The following is a 25,612-nucleotide window of genomic DNA, read 5'->3' as shown; positions in this document are numbered from 1 at the left end:
GGCGTCGGGAACCCGCACCCAGGAGGGCAAAATGGAAGGCGTGTCTGCAGTGAGCGAACCGGCGAACCTCTACGAAGCGGTCGGCGGCGAACCGACGTTCCGCCGCATCGTCGGGCGGTTCTACGAAGAGGTCGCGCGCGACGAGATCCTCCGCCCGCTCTACCCCGAGGAGGACCTCGGCCCGGCCGAGGAGCGCTTCCGGCTGTTCCTCATGCAGTACTGGGGCGGCCCGCACACCTACTCCGACCAGCGCGGGCACCCGCGGCTGCGGATGCGGCACGCGCCGTTCAAGATCGGGCCCATCGAGCGCGACGCGTGGCTGCGCTGCATCCGGATCGCCGTCGACGAGGAGAACCTGGACGAGCCGTACCGCGGTCAGCTCTGGGCGTACCTGGAGATGGCCGCGCACAGCATGATGAACAGCTTCGTATGAGACCCGGGCCGGACTGGTGGCGGGATGCCGTCTTCTACCAGGTCTACGTACGCTCGTTCGCCGACTCTGACGGTGACGGCGTCGGGGACCTGGAGGGCATCCACTCCCGGCTCGGTTACCTGGAGCTGCTGGGGGTCGACGCGCTGTGGCTGACCCCGTTCTACCGCTCCCCGATGGCCGACCACGGCTACGACATCGCCGACCCGCGCGACGTCGACCCGATGTTCGGCACCCTCGGCGACTTCGACGTCCTGCTGACCGAGGCGCACAAGCGGAACATCAAGGTCACCGTGGACGTGGTCCCGAACCACACCAGCAACCAGCACGCCTGGTTCAAGTCCGCGATGGCCGCCAAGCCGGGCAGCCCGGAGCGCGACCGGTACATCTTCCGCGACGGCGTCGGGCCGAAGGGCGAGGACCCGCCGAACAACTGGGTCAGCGCGTTCGGCGGCCCGGCCTGGACCCGGGTGCCGGACGGCCAGTGGTACCTGCACCTGTTCGCGCCGCAGCAGCCGGACCTCAACTGGACCAACCCCGAGGTCGCCGCCGACCTCGAACGCACCCTGCGGTTCTGGCTCGAACGCGGTGTCGACGGCTTCCGCATCGACGTCGCGCACGGCATGGCCAAGCCGCCCGGCCTGCCGGACATGGACCCGCGGGCGGACGCGCTGGGCCCGAGCCACTACTACGACCCGCGCTGGGACCACGACGGCGTCCACGAGATCCACCAGATGATCCGCAAGGTGCTCGACGAGTTCCCGGACGCGATGGCGGTCGGCGAGATCTGGGTGACCGACGAGGAGCGCCTTTCGCGCTACCTGCGGCCCGACGAACTGCACCTGGCGTTCAACTTCCGGCTGGTGCTGACCCACTTCGACGCCGACGCGATGCGGACGTCCATCGAGCGCTCCCTGACCGTCCCGGCCAAGGTCGGCGCGCCCGCGACCTGGACGCTGGGCAACCACGACGTCTGGCGCCAGGTCAGCCGCTACGGCGGCGGCGCGACCGGGGTCCGGCGGGCCCGGGCGATGGCCCTGGTGGAGCTGGCGCTGCCCGGCACGGTCTACCTGTACAACGGCGAAGAGCTGGGCCTGGCCAACGTCGAGATCCCGGCGTCGGAGATGGCCGACCCGCGCGCGAAGACGAGCGGCGCCGAGTTCGGCCGGGACGTCTCCCGCGTCCCGCTGCCGTGGGAGGGCGACCTGCCGCCGTTCGGGTTCTCGCGCAACCCGCGCACGTGGCTGCCGATGCCCGCCGAGTGGGCCGGGCTGACGGTCGAGAAGCAGATAGAGGACGAAGACTCGACGCTTTCCCTGTACCGCCAGGCGATCGAGCTCCGGAAGACCCATCCGGCGTTCGGCGGCGAGGAACTGGAGTGGTACGGCGCGCCCGCGGGGTGCTTCGCGTTCCGGCGCCGCGGCGGCGGCCTGGTGTGCGCGCTGAACACGTCCGCGAGCCCGATCGCGCTGCCGCCGGGTGAGGTGCTGCTGTCGAGCAGCCCCCTGGTGGACGGGAAACTGCCGGCGGATTCGGCCGCCTGGCTGATCTGAGGGGTGGACCCGTGCGGAAACTGATCTACGGCATGAACCTGAGCTTGGACGGCCGCACCACCGCGACCGGCGGCGACCTCGGCTGGAGCGAGCCGAGTGACGAGCTGTTCGAGTGGTGGCTCGAGCGGGAGCAGGCGATCGACCTGTTCCTGTACGGGCGCAAGCTGTGGGAGACGATGGGCTCGCACTGGCCGACCGCCGACGAGCTGCCGGGCGCCACCCCGGCGGAGATCGCGTTCGCGCGGAACTGGCGGGACACGCCGAAGGTGCTGTTCACCTCGGCGGAGATCGACGAGCCCGGCTGGAACACCCGCGTGGTGACCGGCGACGCGCTCGCCGAGATCACCCGGCTCAAGGCCGGCGACGGCGGGCCGATGCGGGTCGGCGGTCCGACGCTGGCCGCGCCGGCCGTGCGGGCCGGGCTGGTCGACGAGTACGAGATCGTCACCCACCCGGTCATCCTGGGTGGCGGCGCGCCGTTCTTCACCACGCTCGACAGCTGGGTGAACCTGACCCTGGTGGAGACGCGGACGTTCCCCGGCGGGGTGGTCCTGACCCGGTACGAGCGGCGCTGATCAAGCGCCCCAATGTGGCGTTCGGTGCGTCCAGCGCACCCAATGCCACATTGGGGCGCTTGCCCCGGCCCGAACCGAGCGAGCGGCGCTGAGCGGGCTAGCCGCTCTGGTCGCCCGAGCCGTCGTCGAAGGCGCCGCTCGCCAGCCACACCGCCAGCGCCGCGGCCTGGAGGTAGGGCGCCGCCTGGGCAGCCGCCCGGCCCGCCGCACGCGTGCGGCCCCACCTCTCAGGTCGTTCGGCGCGCTCCGGCGCCCGCTCACCCGCCGGACGGTCCTGCCGCCACGGGGTCTCTTCGGCGCGCACGGCGTCGAGGAAGTCCGCGGTGGGGTCGTCCGGCTTCACGACTCCAGACTGCCACCCCTCGGCGAGAACGGTGGCAGTCGTAAGGAATCCGTCAGAACAGCAGCGGCAGCAGCGCGTGGCGGCGCCGCACGATGGCGCCGTAGCGCGCGTCCAGGCGCAGCCACGAATCGGTCGCCGACACGCGGACGACGTCCTCCGCCAGGTCCGCGTCCACGAAACCCATGCCCGACATCGCGAACAGGCAGCGCATCTGGACCTTGACCTCCCGCGCGTCGCCGGACACGGTGAGCACGGCCTGGTCCATCAGCGACGACGGCGGGTTGCCGTGCGGGCCGGCGTTGTCCCTGGCCAGGGTCACGCCCCGGTCGGCCAGCTCCGCGACGACCCGCGCCGGGAGCTCGTCGACCAGCGGCCAGCGGCCGGACGGCGGCAGTTCGCCGTGCCAGAGCAGGTCGCGGGCCGGGCCCGGGTCCATCCGCGGGCCGCCCGCCACCGTGAGCGCCGCCAGCAGCTCGTTGCCGGACACCGTGACGTCGCCGGGGGTGACGTCCCCGGCCACCGCGCGCGTCGCGAAGCACTCGAACGGCGTCGCCGTCCACGCCTCGACCACGCCGTCTCCACGCTGGCGCAGCCGGACGGCCGTCTGACCGTCCAGCCGGACCGCGCGGGCGACGAACGCACCGAGGGTCTCCCGGTCCGCCGCGTCCGGCACGAACAACTCAGGCATCCGCGAACCCCTGCTTCAGAAACTCCGACTCGGGCGGGCTGAGCCTACGCGGCCGCAACTTGACCGTGTCGTACGGCGCCAGCACCGTCTCCGCGGTGACCGCGACCGGGTCGTCGTCGGCGGGCCCGGTGTGCACGCGGTAGGCCAGCGTGAAGCTCGCCGCGCGCAGCTCCGTCAGGTCGATGCCGACCCGCAGTTCCTGCCCGGACACCACGATCGGCGCTTTGTAGGCCACCGCCAGCTTGACCACGACGATGCCCTTCGGCAGCTCGTCGAGCCCCGCCTCGACGGCGCCCTTGAACAGCAGCGGGATCCGCGCCTCTTCGAGCAGCGTCACCATCTTCGCGTGGTTGATGTGGCCGTAGACGTCCATGTCCGTCCACCGCGGGCGGACGTGCGCAACGTAGGTCACCGGACCGTGCTCCGGATCTGCCGGGCCGCCACCGAAAGCGTCGCGAGGTCGAGCCGGCCGGAGTTGTGGATCTCTTCCAGCGCGACCCGCGCCCGCTGCAGCCGCGAGGAGTTCGTCTTCTCCCACTGGGCGATCTTGGCGTCGCCGGACGAGCCGGGATCGCTGTGCCGCAACGCGTCCAGCGTGATCGCCCGCAGCGAGCCGTAGACGTCGTCGCGCAGCGAAAGCCGGGCGAGGGCGTGCCAGCGGTTGCCGCGTTCGAGCGCGCTGATCTCGGTGAGCATCTTGTCGACGTCGAGGTGGTCCGACAGCGCGTAGTACAGCTCCGCCGTCTCGGCCGGGCTGTGCGCGGCGTCCATGCCGACCTGCTGCTCGGCGAGCTCGGCCACCTCGGTGACGTCGAGCAGGCCGAAGGTGTGCAGCAGCAGCGACACCCGGCGGGCCAGCCCCTCGGGCACCTTCGCGGCGATCAGCTCGTCGGCCTTCCGCTGCACCGACTCCGCCTCGCGCCCGCGCAGCAGGTCGCCGATCTTCGGGACGAGGTCGCCGAGCACCCGGCCGAAGCGGTTGATCTCCGCCAGCGGCGCGAGGGGCTGCGGCCGGTTGGTGAGGAACCAGCGCGCGGCCCGGTCGAGCAGCCGCCGCGTCTCCAGCACCATGGTGTCCGCGACGTCGGTGTGCACGACGTTGTCGAGCGCGTCGATCTCCTGCCACAGCGCGGGCAGGTCGAACACCCGCGTGACGACCGCGTACGCGCGCACCGCGTCGGTCGCGGTCGCGTTCATCTCCTCCATCAGCCGGTAGACGAAGGAGATGCCGCCGCCGTCGACCACTTCGTTCGCGATCAGCGTGGTGATGATCTGGCGGCGCAGCGGGTGCTCGCCGATCGCGTCCGGGAACCGCTCGCGCAGCGGCCGCGGGAAGTACTCGGGCAACCGGGCCGCGAACACCTGCGAGTCGGGCAGGTCGCTGGCCAGCAGCTCGCCCTTCAGCTCCAGCTTGACGTGGGCCAGCAGCGTCGCCAGCTCCGGCGACGTGAGGCCCTTGCCGGCCTTCTCCAGCTCGCGGAACTCCGAGTTGCTCGGCAGCGCTTCCAGCTTCCGGTCGAACGCGCCCGCGGCCACCAGCGCCTGAACCTGCCGCTGGTGCACCGAAACCATCGGCGCGGCGTGCGCCCGGCTGACGCCGAGGACGGCGTTCTGCCGGTAGTTGTCCGCCAGCACCAGCGCGCCGACCTCGTCGGTCATCTCCGCCAGCAGCTCGTTGCGCTGGGCCTCCTCGAGCTTCCCGGTCTGCACCAGGTGGTCGAGCAGGATCTTGATGTTGACCTCGTGGTCGGAGCAGTCGACGCCGGCCGAGTTGTCCAGCGCATCGGTGTTGATCTTGCCGCCGTTGCGGGCGAACTCGATCCGGCCCAGCTGGGTGAGGCCCAGGTTGCCGCCTTCGCCGAACACCTTGACGCGCAGCTGCTTTCCGTCGACGCGGATGGCGTCGTTGGCCTTGTCCCCGGCCGCGGCGTGGGTTTCGTTCTCCGCCTTGACGTAGGTGCCGATGCCGCCGTTCCACAGCAGCTCGACCGGCGCCAGCAGGATCGCCTGGATCAGGTCCATCGGCGCCAGCGCGGTGACGCCTTCTTCGAGCCCGAGGGCCGCGTGGACCTGCGGGCTGATCGGGATCGACTTCGCCGAGCGCGAGTAGATCCCGCCACCCTCGCTGATCAGCGAGCGGTCGTAGTCGTCCCACGAGCTGCGCGGGAGGTCGAACAGCCGGCGCCGCTCGGCGAACGTCGCGGCGGCGTCCGGGTTCGGGTCGAGGAAGACGTGCATGTGGTTGAACGCCGCGACCAGCCGGATGTGCTCGGACAGCAGCATGCCGTTGCCGAAGACGTCGCCCATCATGTCGCCGATGCCGACCACGGTGAAGTCCTCGGTCTGGGTGTCCTTGCCCAGCTCGCGGAAGTGCCGCTTGACGCTCTCCCAGGCGCCCTTCGCCGTGATGCCCATGGCCTTGTGGTCGTAGCCGACCGAGCCGCCGGAGGCGAACGCGTCGCCGAGCCAGAAGCCGTACTGGCCGGAGACCTCGTTGGCGATGTCGGAGAACTTCGCGGTGCCCTTGTCCGCCGCGACGACCAGGTAGGAGTCGTCGGGGTCGTGCCGCACGACGCCCGGCGCGGGCACGGTCTTGCCCTCGATCCGGTTGTCGGTCAGGTCGAGCAAGCCGGAGATGAACATGCGGTAGCAGGCGATGCCCTCGGTGAGCTGGGCGTCGCGGTCGATGCTCGCGTCCCCGGTCGCGACCGGCGGGCGCTTGACGACGAAGCCGCCCTTCGCGCCGACCGGCACGATCACCGCGTTCTTCACCGCCTGCGCCTTGACCAGGCCGAGGATCTCGGTGCGGAAGTCCTCGCGCCGGTCCGACCAGCGCAGGCCACCGCGCGCGACCTCGCCGAAGCGCAGGTGCACGCCCTCGACGCGCGGCGAGTACACGAAGATCTCGAACTTCGGCCGCGGCTCGGGCAGTTCGGGCACGCCGGCCGGGTCGAGCTTGATCGCCAGGTACGGCCGCGGCTTCCCGTCGGCGTCGGTGACGTGGTAGTTCGTCCGCAGGGTGGCCCGGATGACGGCCATCAGGCGGCGCAGGATCCGGTCCTCGTCGAGGCTGGTGACCTCGTCGATCATCGACCCGAGCTCGCTCGCCAGAGCTTCGGTGGCCGCTTCGCGGTCGGTCTCGCCCAGCTGCGGGTCGAAGCGGGCCTCGAACAGCCGCAGCAGCTTGGTGGCGACCTGCGTGTGGTTCAGCAGCGTGTTCTGGATGTAGTCCTGGGAGAACGCGCTGCCGGCCTGGCGCAGGTACCGCGAGTACGCGCGCAGCACGGCGACCTGCCGCCAGCTGAGCCCCGCCCGCAGGACGAGCCCGTTGAGGCCGTCGACCTCGGCGTCACCCCGCCACGCGGCCTCGAAGGCGTCCTGGAAGCGGTCACGCAGCTCGGTGACGGCCTCGGCGTCGGTCTTGGCGATGACCTTCTGGTCGATGCGCAGGCCGAAGTCGTAGATCCAGCAGGCGCCGCCGTCCTCGCGGTGCAGCTCGTACGGCCGCTCGTCGACGACCTCGACGCCCATCGCCTGCAGCACCGGCAGCACCTTGGACAGCGTCACGCCCTCGCCGCGCAGATACAGCTTGAAGCGCCGCTCGCCGGGCTCGGCGCCGGCGGGCAGGTAGAACGACAGCGCGAGGTCGCCCTCGTCGGTGAGCGAGTCGAGGGCGCGGAGGTCGCCCAGCGCCTCTTCGGCGGTGAAGTCCTCCTTGTAGCCCTCGGGGAACACGCCCGCGAAGCGCTGGCCCTGCTCGGTCGCCGACTCCTCGCCGACGATCCCGACCGCGACGCCGCCGTCCGAGCGCTCGCGACGCTCGTCGAGGACCGCCTCGACCATCCGGTCGTCCCAGCTGCGGACCGCGGTGTTGAGCCGCTCCTGGATGCGCTGCGTGTCGGGTTCCAGGCGGCGCGCCGGGTCGGTGTGCACCATGAAGTGCACCTGCGCCAGCACGGTCTCGCCGATCCGCGCGCTGTACTCGAGCTGGGTGCCTTCGAGCTCTTCCAGCAGGACTTCCTGCATGGCCAGCCGCGACCGGGTCGTGTAGCGGTCCTGCGGGAGGTAGACGAGGCAGGAGTAGAAGCGGCCGTAGGGGTCGCGGCGCAGGAACAGCCGCAGCCGGCGGCGGTCGGACAGCGTGATCGCGCCCGTGGTCGTCGCGTAGAGCGAGTCGGTGTCGGCGGAGAACAGGTCGGCGCGCGGCCAGTTCTGCAGCACCTCCAGCATCCGCTGGCCGGAGAAGGACTCCATCGGGAAGCCGGCGCGGTGGATGACCTCGCGGACCCGCTTGCACACGACCGGGATGTCGAGGACGTTCTCGTGCAGCGCGGTGGTGGTGAACATGCCGAGGAAGCGGTGCTCGCCGGTGACGGTGCCGTCGGCGTCGAACGTCTTCACGCCGACGTAGTACGGGTACACCGGCCGGTGCACGGTCGAGGGCGCGCTCGCCTGGGTCAGCACCAGCAGCGACGGCGCGAGCGCGGTGGCGGCGGTGTCCGGCCCGGCGGTCAGGCCACGGGCGGCGAGGCTGTCCTGGCGCAGCACGCCGAGGCCGGAGGCCAGGACCGCACGCAGGGCGGGGTCATCGGATTCGGGGTGGGGGTTTTCGACCAGCTCGTAGCGGCGGTAGCCGAGGAAGGTGAAGTGGCCGTCGGCCAGCCACCGCAGCAGCCGGGCGCCCTCGGCCACTTCGGCCTGGGGCAGCTTGGGCGGGTCGGTTTCCAGCTCGCTCGCCAGCTGGCAGGCGGTCTGGGCCATCTTCTCGGCGTCTTCGACGACCTCGCGGACGTCACCGAGAACGCTGGAGAGCCGGTTGTCGAGCTCACGCGCGCGGTTGCGATCGGTGACGAAGTCGATCTCGATGTACATCCACGACTCGGCGGCGGAGTTCGCGGGCGGCTCCCCCGGGTCGGCGTCGGGGTGGACTTCCTGCAGCTCACCGGTGAGATCGCGGGTGACGACGACGATCGGGTGGACGATCCGCTGCACCTGCACGCCGTCCCGCGCGAACTCCGCGGCGATCGAGTCGACCAGGTACGGCATGTCATCGGTGACGACCTGCACGACGGTGGCCTCGCGAGCCCACCCGTCCTCGGCGACGGTCGGGTTCAGCAGCCGCACAGCCGGGCGGCCGGGCATCCGGTGCTTCGCGAGCTGCAGGTGCGACCGCACCGCACCGACGAGGTTCACGGCCTCGTCGCCGACGATTTCTTCGGCCGGGATGTGCCGGTAGTACAGCCGGATGAGCTCACCGATCTCCGGCGCCAGCCCCGCGGCCGCGTCGATCAGGTCGTCCCTGATCTGCTCCGGACTGGCCGGGGCGCGGCGGCCGAACTCGGGTTCGGTTTCCGCGCCGGTTCCGGATGGGGACGAGACTCCGGTCGAGCTCATTTGAGACAACTCTCCAGTTTGCGTGAGGTGGCACCGCGCCGGCTCGTCGTTGAGCCGGACTCACCCCACACTAATGCGCCGGGCCGCGCGGCCACACGAAGACCCAGAGGTTGGTTCGAGCGGAAAAACCCTTTCGGGCCAGCGGATTCGCGGGATCGGTAAAGCTACCGACGGGTTGTGTCCGAGGCGGTCAGGAGGCCCTGACCAGCCACACTGGAGGGCGCTCACGCGGGTGGAGGGGAACGTGATCGGTTCAGCTGTGGAAGCTGGGAGCCGCTCGGCGAAGGTTGTCGGCCGGTCGGCGACGTGGGAACGCGAGGGAAGTCACGACGGCGGGGTCGCGACAGGTCGGCGACGAAACGGGGGGTCTCACCGACCGGGCGGCGATCTCTCGTCGGGGCCGGGCACGCGGGGATGACAGGAATGAGTCATTCACGTCGTCGGACGACATGGTCCCGGCAAAGTCGCGTGTGCGCGGTCGGCCGGATCAGCCGCGATGTCATGAACGACCCGTTCACCACGCCCGGGCCACCGATCCCCGGACACCGCTCCCGCGCACCGAGCGGCTTGCCGAAGGCGAGGTCGCGAATGACTCATTCGGGACCTCCGAAGCCGCCAATGACTCATTCGCGACCTCACTCGAACTGCTCAGCCGCCTGCCACCGGTGAAGCGAGCCGGGGCCGGCGACTTTGCCTGAGCCCTGTCGCCAGACGTGGTGAATGGGTCATTCATGACACTCCGGCCGGATCGCGGGACAGCCGACCGACCACCGTGGCGAAGCGAAGCCAGTCCGCCCAGCCGCGCCGCCGGGCCAGCTCAGCGAAGCCGGTGTGGTGAGCCGCAGCGGTCGAGCCGGTAGGCCAGCCCACAGCGACCGGACGAGTCAGTCGGCTGAGCCGTGGCGGTGGGAGTCCGGGACCTCGGCACCGTGGCCGTACCAACCCACCAGCCCCAGCGGCCGGGCCAGTCAGCCGCGGTCAGTCGGCTGAGCCGTGGCGGCGGGAGTCCGGGACCTCGGCGCCGTGGCCGTTGCGGCCGTGGCCGTTGCGGCGGCCCGTATCCTGGGAGCCCAGCTGCTTGACCAGCGCGGCCGCGCTGGCTGTGCCCGCCTGGTGTTCGGCCAGTGCGCGGGCGAGGAGGTCGGCGAGGCCCGCGTCCGGGGGTGGCTCGTCCTCCGCGATGGCGCGGGCGTAGCTCTCCGGGAACGGCGCCGTGGCCGGGGTCCAGTGGCCGAAGTCCTCCATCGGCTCCAGCGACGGTGGCATCCGCAGCCGCGGGAGCCAGGGCTCGGCTTCGTCACGGTAGTCCGGCGCGGACGGCGGCTGGTCTTCCGGCCGCGGCGGCGGCGCGAGTTCCGGCTCGGGGCGGTCCTCGGCCCGGCCCGTGTCGGAGTCCTCCGCCCGGCGACGGCCCCCGGCGCCACCGGCGGGAGAAGAGATGCCCAGGCGATCCAGCACCGACCGCGCGGCGACGGACCCGTGTTCGGCGTCGTGCCGGGTCGAGGGCTGCGGCTCCCGTCGTGACCGCGGCTCGGGTTCCCGCTCGGCGGCGGGCTCAGGCGCGAGCGGCAACGCGGGAGTGATCCGCGTTGGCGCCGACTCCCGCTCGGCGGCGGTTTCCTTCAACCGGGCTTCAGCCAGCGCGGCCCAGGAGAACTTGGTCTTCCCGCCCGCCGCGGGCTCAGGCTCGGCGCTCTCGACCACCCGCTGCGGCTCCCGCTCGGACGACTCGGACCGCACCTCCACCGGCTCGGCCTCGCGGCCGTGCTCGGCTCGACCAGGCTCGGGCCGCCGCTCGACAGGCTCCGCCCGGAACTCCGGCTCCCGCACCGAGTGCACCTCGATGGGCTGGAGCCGAACCTCCACGGGCTCCGCCCCGAGCACCGGCTCAGGCCGGAACTCCGGCTCCCGCCCACGCTCCCTCGGGGACCGCACCTCGGCCGCCTCGCGACCACGCTCGGCCCGAAACTCCGGCTCCCGACCACGCTCGGCCCGCAACTCCGGCTCCCGACCGCGCTCTGCCCGGAACTCAGGCTCCCGGCCGCGCTCCGCCCGAAACTCGGGCTCCCGACCGCGCTCTCCCTGAACCTCCGCTTCGCGATGGCGCTCCGCCCGAAACTCCGGCTCCCGCACCTCCGCGACCCGAACCTCAGCCACCTCACGACCGCGCTCCGCCCGGAACTCCGGCTCCCGCACCTCCGCAGCCGCCTCGCGACCGCGCTTAGGCACCGCCCGCGCCGCACCTGGCCGGGCCTCGCCAGCCGAACGCACCTCGATCGGCTCAGGACGTCCCGGCGGCTCCGGGCGCCGCGCCACCACGACCGGCTCCGGGGCCGGCTCGTCGCGGATCGCCGGCATCACCGTCGTCTCGGCCGCGTCCGCCGTCACCCGGGGCCGCTCGAACGACCACCCCGGCGCCGCCTTCTCCTCGCGCCCGAACGACCAAGCGGGCGCCGCGGGCGAAGGGGCCGGTTCGGGCGCGACCGGGCGTGACGGCACCGCCTTCAGCACCTCGTCCAAGTCGACCGAAGCCGGCTCGCCCGTCCCGAACTCGCCGGCCAGCACGCTGCACGCCTGACGCCGGGCCCGCGCGTGCAACTGCTCTGCCGCCCGCGAGCGGTACAGGCACGCGATGGCCTCCTCGGCCCGGCCGAACCGCTCCTCCAGCTGCGCCAGCTCGAGCCACAGCCGCGCGGTGACCGCCGGGAGGCCGTGGCGGTCCGTGCTCGCCACCGCTTCGCGGACCAGCTCGATCGCCGCCTCGCCGGAGCCGGCGGGCAGGTGGATGCGGGTCGCCACGGCCAGCCGCAGCCAGCCCATCGGGGCGACGCCCGCCGCGCGCACCGGCTCGGCCAGGATCGGCTCGGCGATCTCGTACGCCATTTCCGTGTCGCCGCGGTCGAGGAGCGTGCTGACCAGCAGCAGCACCAGCCGGATGCGGACGAGGCCGCCGTCGTCGGCCGGGTTGTCGAGCTTCTCCAGGAAGCCCAGCCCGGTCCGGGCCGCGTCGGCCGCCGCCGTCAGGTCGCCGTGGCGACGCCGGTGGGCCGCCGTGCCGACGCGCAGCAGCGCGCGGACCAGCAGCTGGGTGTCGGCGCCCGAGGACTCGTCGCCGAGGACGAGCTTGTCCGCCTCGACGAGCACGCGGTCCAGCTCGGCCTTCCGGCCCAGCAGGCCCAGGCAGCCGACTAGGTGGCACAACGCGGCGGCGCGGTGCACCGGCGAGACCACGGGATCGGTCAGCACCGGCCGCAGCGCCGCGAGGCCGGTCAGCGGCACGCCCAGGCTCCGGGCGCACACGGCGAGGTCGATGCGCAGCCGCGCGGCGATGTCGCCGTAGCCGGCGTGCTCGGCCGCGCGCAGGGCCGCGACGGCCCGCCCGACCGTGCCCGGCCGCATCCCGAGCCGGACGCGCGAGGACACGACCAGGCTCTCGGCCCGGATCCACTGCTCGTCGGCGCCCGCGGCTTCCGAAAGGGCGGCCGCGCGCTCGCCGAGGACCAGCGCGAGCTCGGGCGCGCGCAGGTGCAGCGCGTCCGCGCGTTCGATCAGCCTGCCGACTGCGGAGAGGGTTCCCCCGGCATTGGCGGAGCGCCCGCTCTCGTGCGAGAGCGGGCCCGTCCGGTGCGCTTTGCTGGCCTCCACGGGGAAACCCGCCCCCTCAGTCGCGGGTCAGCTTGCGGTGGGTGACACGGTGCGGGCGGGCGGCTTCGGCGCCCATCCGCTCCACCTTGTTCTTCTCGTACCCTTCGAAGTTGCCTTCGAACCAGAACCACTGCGACGGGTTCTCGTCGGTGCCTTCCCAGGCCAGGATGTGCGTCGCGACCCGGTCGAGGAACCACCGGTCGTGGGAGATCACGACGGCGCAGCCGGGGAACTGCTCCAGCGCGTTCTCCAGCGAGCCCAGCGTCTCGACGTCCAGGTCGTTCGTCGGCTCGTCGAGCAGGATCAGGTTCCCGCCCTGCTTGAGCGTCAGCGCCAGGTTGAGCCGGTTGCGCTCACCACCGGAGAGCACGCCCGCCGGCTTCTGCTGGTCCGGGCCCTTGAAGCCGAACGCGCTGACGTACGCGCGCGACGGCATTTCGGTCTGGCCGACGTGGATGTAGTCCAGCTCGTCGGAAACGACCTGCCACACGGTCTTCTTCGGGTCGATGCCGCCGCGGTTCTGGTCCACATAGGACAGCTTGACCGTCTCGCCGATCTTGACCACGCCGTCGTCCGGCTCCTCGAGCCCGACGATGGTCTTGAACAGCGTGGTCTTGCCGACGCCGTTCGGGCCGATCACGCCGACGATGCCGTTGCGCGGCAGGTCGAACGACAGGCCGTCGATGAGGACGCGGTCGTCGAAGCCCTTCTTGAGCTTCTCGACCTCGACCACGACGTTGCCCAGCCGCGGGCCCGGCGGGATCTGGATCTCTTCGAAGTCGAGTTTGCGGTGCTTGTCCGCCTCCGCCGCCATCTCTTCGTAGCGGTCGAGGCGCGAGCGGGACTTCGTCTGGCGCGCCTTCGCGTTGGACCGGACCCACTCGAGCTCGGTCTTCAGGCGCTTCGCGAGCTTCTGGTCCTTCTTGCCCTGGACCTCGAGGCGCTCGCGCTTCTTCTCCAGGTACGTGGAGTAGTTGCCCTCGTAGCCGACGACGCGGCCGCGGTCGATCTCCATGATCCACTCGGCCACGTTGTCCAGGAAGTACCGGTCGTGGGTGACGGCGAGGACGGCGCCGGCGTAGCGGGAGAGGAACTGCTCCAGCCACAGGACACTCTCGGCGTCCAGGTGGTTGGTGGGCTCGTCGAGCAGCAGCAGGTCGGGCGCCGACAGCAGGAGCTTGCACAGCGCGACGCGGCGGCGCTCACCACCCGAGAGGTGGGAGACGCCTTCGTCCGGCGGCGGGCAGCGCAGCGCGTCCATGGCCTGCTCGACGGTCGAGTCGAGCTCCCAGGCGTCGGCGTGGTCCAGCTCCTCCTGGAGCTGCCCCATCTCCTCCATCAGCTCTTCGGTGTACTCGGTCTCCATGAGCTTGAGGACCTCGTTGTACCGGTCGAGCTTGACCTTGACCTCGCCCAGGCCCTCTTCGACGTTCTCGCGGACCGTCTTGTCCTCGTTGAGCTCGGGCTCCTGCATGAGGATGCCCACGCTGGCGCCCGGCTGGAGGAACGCTTCGCCGTTGCTGGCCTGCTCGATCCCCGCCATGATCTTGAGAACGGTGGACTTACCGGCACCGTTCGGCCCCACCACGCCGATCTTGGCGCCGGGGTAGAACGCGGTGCTGACGTCGTCGAGGATGACCTTGTCCCCGACGGTCTTGCGCACCTTCTTCATGGTGTAGATGAACTCGGCCATACCCACGATCGTAGAGCGCGCCTGATCGCGTCTCGACGCCGGTCACCACCGGACTACCGAAAGTCAGGCCGGGATCACCGGAAGCGCTGTTTTCCGGCCGCCGGACGTGCCCTCAACCTCAACTGGAACCCGAGGGTCGCTTGCCCTCGGCGAGGTTCTTGAGCATCGCGTTGTAGGCGTTCAGCTCTTCGTCGCCGGTGACCGCTTCGCGCCGGTCACGCCGCTTCGCCTCGCGCTCGTCCTGGCGCGACCACTGCACCAGCAGCGCGATCAGCACGAGCAGCACCGGGATCTCGCCGGCGGCCCAGGCGATGCCGCCGCCGAGCCGCTGGTCGGTCAGCAGGTCACTGACCCACGGCAGGTGCAGCTGGCTGTAGAACGCCTGCCCGATGACGGTCTGCTTGCTCATCAGGATCACGCCGAAAAAGGCGTGGAACGGCATCGCGGCGAACATCATGCCGAGCCGCCCGAGGTACGGGATCCGCCGCGGCGCCGGGTCGACGCCGATCACCGGCCAGTAGAAGACGTACCCGGCGAGCAGGAAGTGCCCGTTCATCACCAGGTGCGCCCAGTGGTAGTTCAGCGCGTTGTCGAACAGGCCGGAGAAGTACAGCGCGTAGAACGAGCCGACGAACAGCAGCAGCGCGACCACCGGGTGGGTCAGGAAGCGCGACACCGGGGAGTGCACGAAGGCGACGAGCCACTCGCGCGGCCCCGGCGGGTTCTCCTTGCCGGCCGCGGGCAGCGCGCGCAGGGCGAGCGTCACCGGCCCGCCCAGCACGAACAGCACCGGCGTCACCATCGACAGCAGCATGTGGTTGCCCATGTGGACGCTGAACATCGCGGGCGCGTACCGGCCGATGCCGGACGACGTCGCGATGAGCAGCACCACGCAGCCGCTGATCCAGGCGACCGTGCGGCCGACCGGCCACGTGTCGCCGCGGCGCAGCAGCCGCCGCACGCCCGCCAGGTACAGCACGCCCGCGACCAGCGCGAAAACGCCGTAGACCAGGTCGAAGCGAGTGTCGAAGAGGAGCCGCCACAGCGTCGGCGAGCCGTCGAGGTCGTAGCCGATCAGCAGCTCGGTGGTGGACGGCTGGGTGACCGCGTCCGCCGGTGGCGGCGTCCGCGCGAGCCCGGACGCGATCCCGATCGTCACGAACATGATCAGGATCTCGACGGACGCGAGGCGCAGCAGCTGCGCACCGCCCTTGCCGTCCACGAGGTTCGCGACGCCCTTTTCGCGCTGCTGGTGGCCGAACACCCCGAGCAGCAGCAGCGCGACCGTCTTGGCGACGACCAGCAGGCCGTAGTCGGTGGTGAAGAGGTCGTTCAGGTTGATCCGGACCAGCGCGTTGACCACGCCGGAGAGCAGCATCACGATCCAGCAGACCAGCGCCAGCCGGGAGAACCGCCGCGCGGCCAGGCTCAGGTGGTTCCCGCGCCGGTAGCCGAGCGCGAGCAGCGCGATCAGCCCGCCGACCCACAACGCCGCGGCCACCAGGTGGAACAGCAGGCTGTTGGTGGCGACGTCGTGCGAGCCGCCGCTGGCGGAGTGCCCGGTGACGGCGACCGGGACCAGGCCGACGACGGCGAGCACGAACAGCACCGCCGTCCAGCCCCAAGTGAGCGCGAGCCGGCAGCCGAGCGCGATCAGGACCGCGATGAGCGCCGTCCACAGCCAAGCCTTCGGCTGCTCGATGGCGCCGACGAGGTCGAGCAGCGTCTGCGGGTCCAGGATGTCGCCGAACGGCTTGCCCGCGGTGTCGGCGGCGGTGAAGGCGACCGACAGCAGCGCGGCGGCGAACCACACCCACGCGGCGATGCCGGCCGCGCGCAGGGCGCCGTAGCCCTCGGGGCCGAGCGTGCCCGACTTCTGCGGCGGCACCAGGAACGCGGCCAGCAGCAGTGAACCGACGCAGATCACCGACGCGGCCTCGGACAGCACGCGCACGACGGTGACGCCGTACTGCGTGACCAGGCCCGGATCGGGCAGGCCGGCGATGACGTAGCCGGCCCCGCCGGTGAGGGCGATCAGCCCGACCGCGACCACGGCGGCCAGCAGCACGCCGACCGAGAGCAGGGGCAGCACACTCGCCCGGCGCTGCGTGGGGACGTCGGGTTCCTTCACGGACTGCTCGGACACGCCCCTGAGGGTATGCCCAGCCCCGGTCAGGCCCGTGTGACGGGCAGGATGGGAGCGTGAAGATGATCCTGCTGCGGCACGCCGAGTCGCTCGGCAACGTCGACGAGCTCGCCTACACGCGGATCCCCGACCACGCCCTGCCGCTGACGGCGAAGGGCGAGCGGGAAGCGCTTGCGGCCGGTCCGGAGATCGCCCGGCTGCTCGACGGCGAGCGGCCCGCGGTGTACGTCAGCCCGTACCTGCGGACGCGGGAAACGTTGCGGCTGCTGGACATCGAGGCCTCGTGCGAGCGGCTGCTGCAGGAGCCGAGGCTGCGCGAGCAGGACTGGGGCAACCTGCAGGACCCGGCCGACCAGGAGATCCAGAAAGCGCGGCGCAACGAGTTCGGGCACTTCTTCTACCGGCTGCCGTTCGGCGAATCGGGCGCGGACGTCGACGACCGCGTCGCGGCGTTCCTTTCGGACCTGCGACTGCGCGACGAACGTCACCCGGAGACGGTCCTGATCGTCTCCCACGGGCTCACGCTGCGGCTGCTGTGCCGCCGTCTGTTCGGCTGGAGCATCGAGCTGTTCGAGTCCCTGTCCAACCCGGGGACCTGCGAATACCGCGTCCTCGAAGAGCAGGACGGCAAGTGGTCGATGGACCGCCCCTTCGCCCAGTGGCGGGACTCACCCGACGGGGAAACGCAGCTCTAGCGGCGCGGTCAGCACGACGCGGGTGCCCTGCCCCGGCGCCGAATCGACGCGCGCGGTGCCGCCGATCTCGGCCAGGCGCGCGTGGATGGAGTTGTCGATGCCGAACCCCGCGCGGCGCGCGGCCGGGTCGAAGCCCGTCCCGTGGTCGCGCACGGACACGGTGACGACGGCTTCACGCTCTTCGAGGCAGACGACGGCCTTGGTGGTTTTCGCGTGCTTCAGGGTGTTTCGCAGTGCTTCGCGGGCTGCGTCGTGCAGCGCGTTGACGACGGCTTCGGGCACTTCGGCGGGCTTCGCGAGCACGACGAGGTCGACGCGCAGGCCGTCCGCCGTCATCTCGACCGCCAGCGCGCCGAGGCGGTGTTCGAGCCCACCCGGCTCGGCGGGCGCGTCGCCGTCGAGGCTCAGCCGCAGGCGCAGCGCGTGCGCGCGGGCGGTGCGCCGGACCTGGTCGAGGCTGCCGACGGGATCGAGGGCGTCGCCGGGGACGGGCAGGGCGAGTGATTCCATCACCTGCAGCACGGTGTCGTGGACGTCCCGGCGGTGCCGCTCGCGCTCGGCCGCCCGGCCGCGCTGCTCGCCCAGCCGGTGCGCGAACCGCATCGACCCGGCGACCAGCAGCACGATCGCCAGCCCCGTCACGAGGGCCGCGAACAGGGCGAACAGGATCCACGTCGCCGGCGCGGACGTGCCCGAAACCGCGGCCGTGCCGTAGCGCAGGAGCACGGCACCGGCGATCGCCGCCGCACCGGCGGGCGCGCCGCGCAGCAGCGTCCAGACCATGACCGTGCCCATCACGTTCGGCCAGGTCAGCGCCAGCAGGCCGGGAGCGAACGCGGCCGCGGCCAGGCTGCTGACCAGCGTGTACGCGGTGTCGGCGACCAGCACCGGCCGGATCCCGGTGGCGCGGCGGAAGACCCAGGCCACCTCGAGGAGGTTCGGCACCAGGAAGAACGCCACGGCGAGCCAGAGCACCGGCGCGGTGGGCCCGCCCGCGGCCCACAGCGCCTGGAGGAAGAGCACCAGCCGGAACACGACCGGCACCAGCACGAGCCGTGGCACCGCGCCCTGGACCAGCGACAGCGCACCCCACCGACCGCTCCCGCCGGCGAGCGCCCCCGCTCCGCCGAGCAGCACAACCCTCACGACGTCCTCCCCGGATCAAGGGCCCCCGCCCTGATCAGCCGACCTGAAATCGAAGCGTCGCTGCATTCATTTCAGTTTACCGACAGGGTCAGCTTGCCCCCACCGGTTCGGCACTGTCAACGGGTGCCGCCGAGCGGCCGGCAATCGAGGAGATGAGCGATCTCCATGCCCGAAGCCATGATTTATCCATGAGTTCGGGGGTGCGCCTCCCAGCTGAGACCCAGCGGAAGGCACCCGGCTCGATGGGAGAACCACACCCGAGGTTCTCCCGCAGGAGCCCCGGGAACGCCATCCCCGCTGCGATCCAGACGGAACGGCAACCCGGCTCGGGACGAGAAACCAGGGGAACGGAGGCCGGCGGTGACGCACACGATGACGTCCCGCCGGCACTCCGGCAGCTTGCCGCCGGTGTTCTGGTGGATCTGGATCAGCCTCCTGGTCAACTGGGCCGGCGCCTTCACCCGGCCGGTGCTCGCGCTGTCGCTGACGGCCGGGCACGGGTACCCGGTGTCCTACGCCGGGTTCGTCATCGCCCTGATCGGGCTGGGTGGCGTGCTCGGCACCGTGGCCGGCGGCGTGCTCGCCGACCGGCTGGGCCGTCGGCCGACCCTCGTGCTGGCGCACGTCGTCACCGCGGTGGCCATGGTCGCGCTCGGCACCGCGAGCGGCCGCTGGCAGCTCGAAGCGGCCGCCTTCGCCGTCGGCGTGGGCTCGGTGGCGGCCCGGCCGGCGATGAACGCCGCGCTCGCCGACGTCGTGCCGCCCGCCGACCGGCCGAAGGCCTTTTCGCTGAACTACTGGGCGGTCAACGTCGGGGTCGCCGTGTCCGCCGCGCTCACCGGCGTCATGGTGGGCTTCGGTTACCCGGTCGTCTTCGTCGCCGACGCCGCCGCGACCGCGTTGTGCGCGCTCGTCGTGCTGCTGAAGGTGCCGGAAACGCGGCCGCCGTGGACGCCGCGGACCCGCGTGGCCCGGCCGCCGCTGCGGTTCGACCGGCGGTTCACCGTCTTCCTGCTCGCCACCCTCGCGATCGGCTGCGTCTACGAACAGAGCGCGACGACGCTGCCGGTCGTCATGGTCGGCGCCGGGCTCACCGCCGGGGCGTTCGGCCTCGTGCAGGCCTTGAACGGGCTGCTCATCGCGTTCCTGCAGCTCCCGCTGACCCGGTGGGCGCGGCGGCACCAGCGACGACCGGTCCTGGTGGCGAGCGCCCTGTTGATCGGGTGGGGCTTCGGGCTCAACCTGTTCGCCGAAGGGCTGCTCGGGTACGCCGTCATCGCCCTGGTCTGGACCGTCGGGGAAATCCTGCAGATGCCCGTCGGCAGCTCCGTGGCGGCCGACCGGGCCCCCGGCACGCAACGCGGCCGGTACGCGGCCCTGTACACCGGCGCGTGGTCGGCCGCGGCCCTGCTCGGGCCCGCCGGCGGCGGCTGGCTGCTCGACCGCGGCGGCCCCGCGGCCGTCTGGCTGGCCTGCGCCGGGCTCGGCGCGCTGGCCGCCGCGGGGTTCGCGTTCGGTACCAAGCTTCCGCGCGAGGTGGGCGCCTCGGACGCGCGGAACGATCCCGCCACCGCACCCGGTGGCGGGCCGTCGATGGAAAGGGTAGCGCCATGAAGCAGGAGCAGTTCTCCGTCGAGACCGCCCCGGAAGCACTGGTCGTCAACACGTGCGTCGCGGCGAGCCTCGTCGTGAACACGTGCGTGGCCGCGAGCCTCACGGTCAACACGTGCGTCGCGGCCTACCTGCCGGAACGCCGATGACCGCTGTGCACGAAGGGATGCCCGGCCGGAGCGGCGAGCGCCGCTCCGCGCCGGGCCCCGGCCCCATCGTCACGCGGCTGCGGTCCTTCGCCGGCCTGGAAGGCGTTCCGGCGGCCCTGCACCTGGCGGTCGCCGACATCCGCCGGGTCGACCTCCCGTGGCAGGCCGACCCGCAGGGCTTCGGCACGTCGTGGGACGACCCGGTGCACGCGCGCGTGGCCGCCCGGGGCGAGGCGGTGGAGCGATACTGCGCGACCTGGCCGCCCGAGGACCTCGTCCACGGCAGCCACGACGACCTCGTCGCCCGCGGGCTGACGGCGCTGTCCCCCGCGCGCGTCGCCCTGTATTCGCCCCGCCAGTACGCCACGCCCGGGTTCCCCTTCACGCCGTTCCTCGGCTCGTCACCGGTCCACTGGGTGCGTGCCACCTCCCTCGGCGGTGGTGACGTCCACGTGCCGGCGTTCCTGGTCCACACCGGTTGGCCCCACGTGCCGAAACAGGTCGCGGAACCGCTGCACGCGTTCCCGGCGATCGGCGGCACGGCCGCGGGCGAAACCCTCGAAGCCGCGATCCGGTCGGGATTGCAGGAGATCGTCGAACACGACGCCGCGGCGGTCTGGTGGCTCAACGGCGCGCCCCAGCCCACCCTGGCCCCGACCCCGCGCCTGGCTGCCCTCGGCGGCGACGCCCGCTTCTGGTCGATCGAGAACGCGTTCGGCGTGCCGGTGATCGCCGCCGCGGTCCGCTCGCCGGAAGGGTGGCTGACGGTGGGCACGGCGATGCGGCCCGACCCCGAGCAGGCGGCGCTGAAGGCACTGGCGGAGGCGTACACGCTGCAGATCACGTGCCGCACGCTCGACGACCGCGACGCGGTGTCGGCGATCATCGCCAACCGCCCGAGCCCGCTGAAGCCGTGGCGGGCGGCGCGGGACTACGCCGACCAGTACGGTCCGGCGGACCTGGTGGAGCTGCTGTGCCACCAGCAGTTCCACCTCGACCCCCGAGCCGGCTCGGCAGCGCTGGCCTGGGCCACGGGCGGTCCCGAAGTCGCCTGGGCAGCGATCCCGCGGCCGGCGGACGACTCGCTGGACGCCCTGCACGCGTGCGTGACCGCGGCGGGGCACGAGGTCCTGTACGTCGACCTGACAACGCCGGAAGCGGCGGCGGACGGCGTGCGGGTGGTGCGGGTCCTGGTCCCGGGCACGGTCGGCACGGCACCGGCCGCGTATCCCCCGCTGGGCCTGAGACGGGTCCAGGACCTCGGGGCGAGGCTGGGGTGGCACCCGGAGCCGCTGGCCGAGGAGGAACTCAACCGCGCCCCGATGCCACACGGCTGAGGCTCGGCGCGCGGGCGCGGCTCCGCTCGGGACGAGCGCCCCAATGTGGCGTTCGGTGCGTCCAGCGCACCCAATGTGGCGTTCGGTGCGTCAGACGCACCCAATGCCACATTGGGGCGCATGCCCAGCCGGACCGGCCCGAACTCACCCCACTGCGGCCTGCCGCGCTTCCTCCCGCCGCCGCGACGACCGGGCCGCGACCGCCGCGGGCAGGATCAGCGCCGCGACCAGCGCGACGAACACGAACGCGGCGCCGTACCCGATCCCCTGCGCGATGCCCCCGATGACCGGCGGCCCGGCCAGGAACCCGGTGTACGCGATGGCCGACACGAACCCGATCTCGCGCTCGCCACCGGTGCCGTCACCGCGCTTCCCGGCGTCGCCGGCGAGGCTCAACGCGAGCGGGAACGACGCCGCGAGACCCGCGCCGGCCAGCGCGAAGCCGACGTACGCGACCGCCGCGGCCGGGATCGTGGCCGTCGCGAGGAACCCGGCCGTGGCCAGCGCCGCACCCGCGACCAGGCAGCGGGTCGGCCCGAACCGCCGTTGCACCCACGGGCCGGTCAGCCGGGCCAGCGCCATGACCAGCTGGAACCCGGCGAACGCCAGCGCCGCCGCACCCTGGCCGACGCCGCGTTCGGCGGTCATCAGCAGCGCGGACCAGTCGGCCGCCGCGCCCTCGGCGACGGCCGAGCACAGCGCGACCGCGGCGAGCAGCCACAGCACCGGGCGGCGGATCGGCGCCCGGTGGCCGGTGACCACCGGCCCGGTGGCGTGCTCGGGACGGCTGCCCGGCACCGCCCGGACCACCAGCAGCAGCACCGCGACCGCGACGACGGCCGCGGTGGTGAGGTGGCGCGCCGGGGACCAGCCGTGGCCCGCGGCGAGCCCCGCGGCCAGCGAACCGGCGAGGGCGCCCACGCTGAACCCCGCGTGGAAGACCGGCATGAGCGGCCGCCGGGTGCGTCGTTCGACGGCCACCGCGGCGACGTTCATCGCGACGTCGAGCATCCCGACGCTCGCGCCGACCGCGAACAGCGCCCCGGCCAGGAGCGGAATGCCCGGCGCGAACCCGATCAGCACCAGCGCGACGGCGGCCAGGACGGTGGTCCCCGCCACGACCACCCGCGCGCCGAAGCGCTCGACGACCCGGCCGGCCACCGAAGCGGCCGAGAGCATGCCGACGCTGGCGCCGAGCAGCGCGAGCCCGAAGACGCCGGGGGTGGCGTGCACCTGGGCGGCCAGCGCGGGCGTCCGCGTCGCCCACGAGCCGATCGCCAGCCCGTTGAGGGCGAACACGGTGAACACCGCGACCCGATCCCGCATGGTTCCCCCTTCCGCGGCCCCAGCTTGACACGGCGCGCATAACACCGGAACCGCCCCGGTCGCAAGCCCCGGAAGCGGCCCTGTGGACAACTGCGCCCGCTTCCCGGAGTTGTCCACAGAATCGAAATTGCGGGCTGACAACCGTTCCCCGGCGAGCCAACCTGGAATCACACATCCACCGCGGCCACCGGGCCGCGACTCCCGAGGGGAATCCACCATGTCTTCAGGCCGTCTCCGTTCCCGGCTGCCGCAGTTGCTCGTCCTGGCCGTCGTCGGACTGCTGACCAGTGCCGGAGTGGCTCAGGCCGCTTCGCCGCCGCCGGATCCGGCTTGTCAGAAGGGTGAATTCTGCCTGTGGTCGGCGGATGCCTACGGCGGCGAGTCCGAACGGCTCGATCTGCGCACCGCGAATCCCGGGGAATGCATTCCGCTGCCCGAAGGATTCGCGGGATCGTCGTTCGCGAATCTGATGAGCCGCGACGTCACGGTGTACCAGGACGAGGAATGCTCGACCGAGGGCGATTTCATCACCTACCCGGGTGGTGGCACGTACGTCCCGAACGCGCCCTTCCTGGTCCGCGCGGTCCAGATCTGGGAATGACCCCTTGAGCTGGGCCCGTGCCCGTCGCCCGCTCCAAGGGGGGAGCCGGCTCGCGGCGACGGCCGGGCCCGTCCGGGGCCGCTCCCCCGACAGCGGCCCCACCCCCGTGGGCGCGCCTCTGCGGCGTGGCGCGCCCACGGGGCTTCCCCGGCGGCGGTCTGCCACCGCACCCCGAACGGGGCCGGGCCGGACAGGTCCGGACACCTCCCCCGAGCGGGTCAGATCGCCGGTGGTGACGATGTCGCTACCGGACTCCCGAATTACGTCGAACGAGACCTGAAACGATTCGCCGGTGTCGAACGATCGAGAGGATGGCGACGACTAAGCTGCCCGTGCCGGGCGACCGGCACGATCGGCAGCAGGCCGTCGGCGCGGGCCCTCGTAGCTCAGCTGGATAGAGCAAGAGCCTTCTAATCTCTAGGTCGCAGGTTCGAGTCCTGCCGGGGGCGCCACCAGGGAAGACGTCGTGCGCGGCTGCGCACGACGTGCCCTGGCCACGTGATCGGCCCCACACCGGAACACCTTCCCGCACCCGGTGTGCTCCCACAATGGACGGTGGCGGCGCGCATTCCCCCGCAGCGCGCAAAGGTCCGGACGACGCACCGCGCGAGCGGCCAGGTGGCCCAATCCAGCCGGTCGAGTTCCAGTCGAGACAACCTTGTTACCCAGACGGCGAACCGTCCGTCGTGCTCCCGCGCGACCGAACGGTCACACCGAGCGATGAACGCGTCAACCCGACACGCCGGCTCGATCCGGCACACCCCTGTGGAGGACACCATCGTGGCGGACCACGGATCCACCCCACGTCACCGCCGTCGCCGTGAGAACGGCGCCGCGCGCGCCATCTTCGCGGAAGCGCGCCGGGCCGGTCTGGTGCAGCGGCACCTGAGGAAGCTGCACCACTTGGCCTTCCGCGCGGACGCGGAGCATTCCGGCACCGCACCACCGTCGGCGCCGACCGGCGGCGCCGCACTGTCCAGTTCGGATCCGGCGCCGAACACCGGGCGGGCGGCGTCCGATCCCGCGGCGGCGCAGCCCACCGCGGAGGCCGCTTGACAGTCACTTGCGGACACTCAACCGCGCGCGCCGAGCCGCTGACCACCGCAAAGAGCAACTTCGCACGCCACAAGATGATCTCTTGCGTGATCTTGTCCCAGATTGGAGGAAAGCAGGCGACGAGAGGACGGACATGGATCTGCCCACACTGCTCGAGCGCGCTTTCCGGACGACGGCGGGTGTCGTGGCCGCCATCGAACCGGCGGCCTGGGACGGGCGGAGCCCGTGCCAACGGTGGTCGGTGCGCCAGGTCGGCAACCACATGCTGGGCATGGTCGGCCTGGCGACGCAGGCCGCGACCGGGCCGGCGCTGGACCCCGCCGACTCGCAGCCGGACCGGCTCGAACACCTCGCGCACACCGAGCGGCTCGGCGCGGACCCCGCGGCCGCCGTTCGCGCGCTCGGGGACCGGTGCGTCACCGCCTTTTCCGAGCCCGGGATCCTCGACCGGGTCACCCCGGGCAAGGGTGGCGCGGACACGCCCGGTTCGGTGCACGCCTTGATGTGCCTCAACGAGGTGCTCACCCACGGCTGGGACCTGGCGAGCGGCGGCGGGGTGGACTACGCGCCCGACGTCGAGGTCGTGGCGGCGGCGCAGAAGTTCGCCGCCGTGCTCGTCGGGCCCGAAGCGCGGGCGCTCGGGATGTTCGGGCCGCCCGTGGAGGTCGGCCCGGAGGCCGATCTGCTGACCGCGCACCTGGGTCACGTGGGGCGCCGGGCGCCGTGGGCGCGTGCCTGAACCGGCCGAGGGACAAGGAGAATTCGCGATGAGCGGTGGGGTGCGGCGTTTCGAGCACGTCGGGGTGATCGTCGACGACCTCGAAGCGGTGACGGCCTTCTTCGCCGATCTCGGCTTCGAAGTCGCCGCGCCGATGCGGATCGAAGACGAGTGGGTCGACCGGATCCTCGGGCTCGAGGGTGTGCACGCGGAAATGGTGATGGTGAACGCACCGGACGGCAGCGGGAAGCTCGAGCTGACCAAGTTCCACCACCCGGTCGACCCGGCGCCCGCCGGGGCTTCGGCGGTGAACCGGTTGGGATTCCGGCACATCGCGTACATCGTCGACGACCTCGACCGCACGATCGAGCGAATTCGGGCAAAAGGTCTGGACACCGTCGGCGAAATCGTGAACTACGAAAACATCTTCCGGATGTGCTACGTCCGCGGGCCCGAAGGGCTCATCGTCGAACTCGCCGAGGAGAGCAACTAGGAAGATGCGGGGT

Annotated in this window: 20 protein-coding genes and 1 tRNA gene; 12 read left to right on the top strand and 9 right to left on the bottom strand. The window is 72.0% G+C overall.

From position 1 onward, the window contains the following. The first annotated feature begins 49 nt into the window (after positions 1-49). The 3 genes from SD460_RS18560 to SD460_RS18550 are packed head-to-tail and all read left to right on the top strand — an operon-like array spanning position 50 to position 2,558. Positions 50-433: a globin gene (locus SD460_RS18560; RefSeq protein ID WP_290058168.1), complete on the top strand. Its 384-nt coding sequence runs from the start codon at positions 50-52 to the stop codon at positions 431-433. After that, positions 430-1,983: a glycoside hydrolase family 13 protein gene (locus tag SD460_RS18555; RefSeq protein ID WP_290058154.1), complete on the top strand. Its 1,554-nt coding sequence runs from the start codon at positions 430-432 to the stop codon at positions 1,981-1,983. The genes SD460_RS18560 and SD460_RS18555 overlap by 4 nt, the downstream gene beginning before the upstream one ends. Positions 1,984-1,994: 11 nt before the next feature. Continuing rightward, positions 1,995-2,558 (top strand): dihydrofolate reductase family protein, encoded by a 564-nt coding sequence (locus SD460_RS18550; RefSeq protein WP_290058153.1) that lies wholly within the window; start codon positions 1,995-1,997, stop codon positions 2,556-2,558. Between the two features lie 97 nt (positions 2,559-2,655). On the opposite strand, the gene SD460_RS18545 is transcribed toward SD460_RS18550, so the two are convergent. The 7 genes from SD460_RS18545 to SD460_RS18515 form a co-directional block, all read right to left on the bottom strand. Next, on the bottom strand, positions 2,656-2,901 hold the full coding sequence (locus SD460_RS18545) for a hypothetical protein (protein ID WP_290058152.1): 246 nt from the start codon (positions 2,899-2,901) through the stop codon (positions 2,656-2,658). A gap of 52 nt (positions 2,902-2,953) precedes the next feature. Next, a complete protein-coding gene (locus tag SD460_RS18540) occupies positions 2,954-3,589 on the bottom strand; it encodes a DUF8010 domain-containing protein (protein ID WP_318306430.1) in 636 nt (211 codons plus the stop codon). After that, complete coding sequence (locus SD460_RS18535; protein ID WP_290058150.1) at positions 3,582-4,001, bottom strand: acyl-CoA thioesterase; 420 nt, start codon at positions 3,999-4,001, stop codon at positions 3,582-3,584. The genes SD460_RS18540 and SD460_RS18535 overlap by 8 nt, the downstream gene beginning before the upstream one ends. Beyond that, positions 3,998-8,983: an NAD-glutamate dehydrogenase gene (locus SD460_RS18530; RefSeq protein ID WP_318306429.1), complete on the bottom strand. Its 4,986-nt coding sequence runs from the start codon at positions 8,981-8,983 to the stop codon at positions 3,998-4,000. The genes SD460_RS18535 and SD460_RS18530 overlap by 4 nt, the downstream gene beginning before the upstream one ends. Positions 8,984-9,961: 978 nt before the next feature. Further along, positions 9,962-12,628: a hypothetical protein gene (locus SD460_RS18525; RefSeq protein WP_318306428.1), complete on the bottom strand. Its 2,667-nt coding sequence runs from the start codon at positions 12,626-12,628 to the stop codon at positions 9,962-9,964. Positions 12,629-12,644: 16 nt separating this feature from the next. Further along, positions 12,645-14,321: an energy-dependent translational throttle protein EttA gene (gene ettA / locus SD460_RS18520; RefSeq protein WP_290062225.1), complete on the bottom strand. Its 1,677-nt coding sequence runs from the start codon at positions 14,319-14,321 to the stop codon at positions 12,645-12,647. A gap of 118 nt (positions 14,322-14,439) precedes the next feature. Beyond that, a complete protein-coding gene (locus SD460_RS18515; protein ID WP_290062226.1) occupies positions 14,440-16,467 on the bottom strand; it encodes a bifunctional copper resistance protein CopD/cytochrome c oxidase assembly protein in 2,028 nt (675 codons plus the stop codon). Between the two features lie 56 nt (positions 16,468-16,523). Here SD460_RS18515 and SD460_RS18510 point away from each other — a divergent pair, with 56 nt between their 5' ends. Continuing rightward, complete coding sequence (locus tag SD460_RS18510; RefSeq protein ID WP_290062227.1) at positions 16,524-17,162, top strand: phosphoglycerate mutase family protein; 639 nt, start codon at positions 16,524-16,526, stop codon at positions 17,160-17,162. Here the strand turns inward: SD460_RS18510 and SD460_RS18505 are convergent. After that, on the bottom strand, positions 17,136-18,299 hold the full coding sequence (locus SD460_RS18505; protein ID WP_438860838.1) for a sensor histidine kinase: 1,164 nt from the start codon (positions 18,297-18,299) through the stop codon (positions 17,136-17,138). The genes SD460_RS18510 and SD460_RS18505 overlap by 27 nt on opposite strands. A 369-nt stretch (positions 18,300-18,668) precedes the next feature. Here SD460_RS18505 and SD460_RS18500 point away from each other — a divergent pair, with 369 nt between their 5' ends. Genes SD460_RS18500 through SD460_RS18490 form a run of 3 tightly spaced genes read left to right on the top strand, consistent with a single transcriptional unit; the run spans position 18,669 to position 21,405 of the window. Further along, complete coding sequence (locus tag SD460_RS18500) at positions 18,669-19,922, top strand: MDR family MFS transporter (RefSeq protein WP_318306426.1); 1,254 nt, start codon at positions 18,669-18,671, stop codon at positions 19,920-19,922. Continuing rightward, positions 19,919-20,068 carry a hypothetical protein gene (locus SD460_RS18495; protein ID WP_290062908.1) on the top strand — a complete coding sequence of 50 codons (150 nt, stop codon included), beginning with the start codon at positions 19,919-19,921 and terminating at the stop codon, positions 20,066-20,068. The genes SD460_RS18500 and SD460_RS18495 overlap by 4 nt, the downstream gene beginning before the upstream one ends. After that, positions 20,065-21,405, top strand: coding sequence for a YcaO-like family protein (locus SD460_RS18490; protein ID WP_318306425.1), 1,341 nt, complete (start codon positions 20,065-20,067; stop codon positions 21,403-21,405). Before SD460_RS18495 ends, SD460_RS18490 begins: the two co-directional genes overlap by 4 nt. A 144-nt stretch (positions 21,406-21,549) precedes the next feature. Here SD460_RS18490 and SD460_RS18485 read toward each other — a convergent pair whose 3' ends face one another. After that, the gene (locus SD460_RS18485) at positions 21,550-22,731 is read right to left on the bottom strand and encodes an MFS transporter (RefSeq protein ID WP_318306424.1); all 1,182 of its coding nucleotides are present in this window, start codon (positions 22,729-22,731) and stop codon (positions 21,550-21,552) included. Between the two features lie 217 nt (positions 22,732-22,948). Here SD460_RS18485 and SD460_RS18480 point away from each other — a divergent pair, with 217 nt between their 5' ends. The 5 genes from SD460_RS18480 (at position 22,949) to SD460_RS18460 (ending at position 25,599) form a co-directional block, all read left to right on the top strand. Then, positions 22,949-23,332, top strand: a complete 384-nt coding sequence (locus SD460_RS18480) for a peptidase inhibitor family I36 protein (protein ID WP_290062905.1) — start codon at positions 22,949-22,951, stop codon at positions 23,330-23,332. A 375-nt stretch (positions 23,333-23,707) separates the two neighbouring features. Next, positions 23,708-23,784: transfer RNA gene (locus tag SD460_RS18475), tRNA-Arg, on the top strand. A 328-nt stretch (positions 23,785-24,112) separates the two neighbouring features. Beyond that, on the top strand, positions 24,113-24,388 hold the full coding sequence (locus SD460_RS18470) for a hypothetical protein (RefSeq protein ID WP_318306423.1): 276 nt from the start codon (positions 24,113-24,115) through the stop codon (positions 24,386-24,388). A gap of 133 nt (positions 24,389-24,521) precedes the next feature. Next, positions 24,522-25,127, top strand: coding sequence for a TIGR03086 family metal-binding protein (locus SD460_RS18465; protein ID WP_318306422.1), 606 nt, complete (start codon positions 24,522-24,524; stop codon positions 25,125-25,127). A 28-nt stretch (positions 25,128-25,155) separates the two neighbouring features. Next, a complete protein-coding gene (locus SD460_RS18460) occupies positions 25,156-25,599 on the top strand; it encodes a VOC family protein (protein WP_290061380.1) in 444 nt (147 codons plus the stop codon). Positions 25,600-25,612: the final 13 nt, after the last annotated feature.

Source organism: Amycolatopsis solani (assembly GCF_033441515.1).
In the GTDB taxonomy this organism is placed as follows: domain Bacteria; phylum Actinomycetota; class Actinomycetes; order Mycobacteriales; family Pseudonocardiaceae; genus Amycolatopsis; species Amycolatopsis solani.
The sequence above is the reverse complement of the archived record's forward strand: the minus strand, read 5'-3'. Positions and strand labels throughout refer to the sequence as shown.